Source organism: Streptomyces sp. NPDC096324 (assembly GCF_044763015.1).
In the GTDB taxonomy this organism is placed as follows: Bacteria; Actinomycetota; Actinomycetes; order Streptomycetales; family Streptomycetaceae; genus Streptomyces.
Window position 1 is genome coordinate 1 of sequence record NZ_JBIWFK010000043.1, and the last position, 1,260, is coordinate 1,260.

Here is a 1,260-nt window from a genome sequence, read left to right on the forward strand (position 1 = left end):
CCGGCAACACGGCGACGGCCTCCACCACGCGGTCCAGGCCGTCGCCCACATGCACAACCTCGCCATGGCCGCGTGACCAGAACAGCCGTAGCCGAACCCTGACCTGCAAGATCACGGCATTGTGCAACGCGCTTTACGGGCTGTCCCGCAACTACTGATGGGGGCGGGCGCCTCGGATGTGTGCGACCACGTCTGGTTGGCCCAGGCCGGCACGGTTGATCCGGCCTCGGCCTCGGTTCACGCCGTCTGCGGCCAGTCCCTTCCGCAGTGCGTCGGGTGCTAGAGGTGTCTCGAAGCCCTCGCTGAGGCCTCGCCCGTGTCTGCGTACTCGTACCGGACCGCGTACATCCTTCCCTCGTGATGCCATTCGCAGCGAACCAGCGGTCGCGCGAGGACTGCTTCGAACCACTCTGCGCTCTGTTCGCCAGCTCCGCAGGGCTGCCTGCCGCTTCGAAGGTGAACTCACTCGCGGTCTGCTGGATAGTGAAGTCCTGGTTGTGGAGTTCGCCGCCACGGACGACGGAGCCGTCGAAGTGGGCGCCCACGGTTAGAACTCCCCGGTTGCGTTGCGGGTCACCGATGTCCAGATAGACGATCAGCTGGCCGTCGGAGGTGTGTGCCGAAGGCAGAACTACAGTGTCGAGCGGGTCCACCAACCAGGATCCCGCGCGTTCGGCCAGAACGTCCACGAACGCGCGCTGCGCGCCGTCCAGGTCGTCCTCGTCATACTCGAACCAGGGGATCTCATCCATGACCGCACTCTATGGGCGGCACAGAGGCTGTCGAGGAGCTGCCGGTCGCCGGTGAGATGATCTTTGGCGTGGCTGGTGTGATCACGGCGTCCGAGGCCTCCTGGATAGCCCCGTTCACCGGGCTGAGCCCGCGCGCATCGTGGAAGATCTCGCTCACATCGATCCCGCGGCCCACGAGTTCATCACGTGCGGCCTCGATATCGGTGACGATGAGGTACAGGCCCTGGCTCGAGCCAGGCACACCATTGTTCTCGCCTCGGCGACACTCGCGGTCGTGGCGCTGACCCCCCGGGGTCCTGTTTGGCTTGCTTGCCGGCACGGATCAGCGCGACGGCGCGCGCCCGGAACTCCGGAAGATAGGGACGAGGCATGACTGCCAGCCTTCCGTGAAGGGCTGTCAGTTACTGACCTTTTCGGATTGCCTTCGGGTGGTGACGTTGGGTGATCCCTGCGGTATGCCGGTGTTATGCGGTACGCGGATGGTGGGGGCCTGACTGCTGAGCGGCGG

Annotated in this window: 1 protein-coding gene; it reads right to left on the bottom strand. The window is 65.5% G+C overall.

The window, feature by feature from the left end; all coding sequences use genetic code 11:
- Positions 1 to 744 precede the first annotated feature (744 nt).
- Complete coding sequence (locus ACIQ7M_RS40880) at positions 745 to 993, bottom strand: hypothetical protein (RefSeq protein ID WP_403654251.1); 249 nt, start codon at positions 991 to 993, stop codon at positions 745 to 747.
- Between the last annotated feature and the right edge of the window lie 267 nt (positions 994 to 1,260).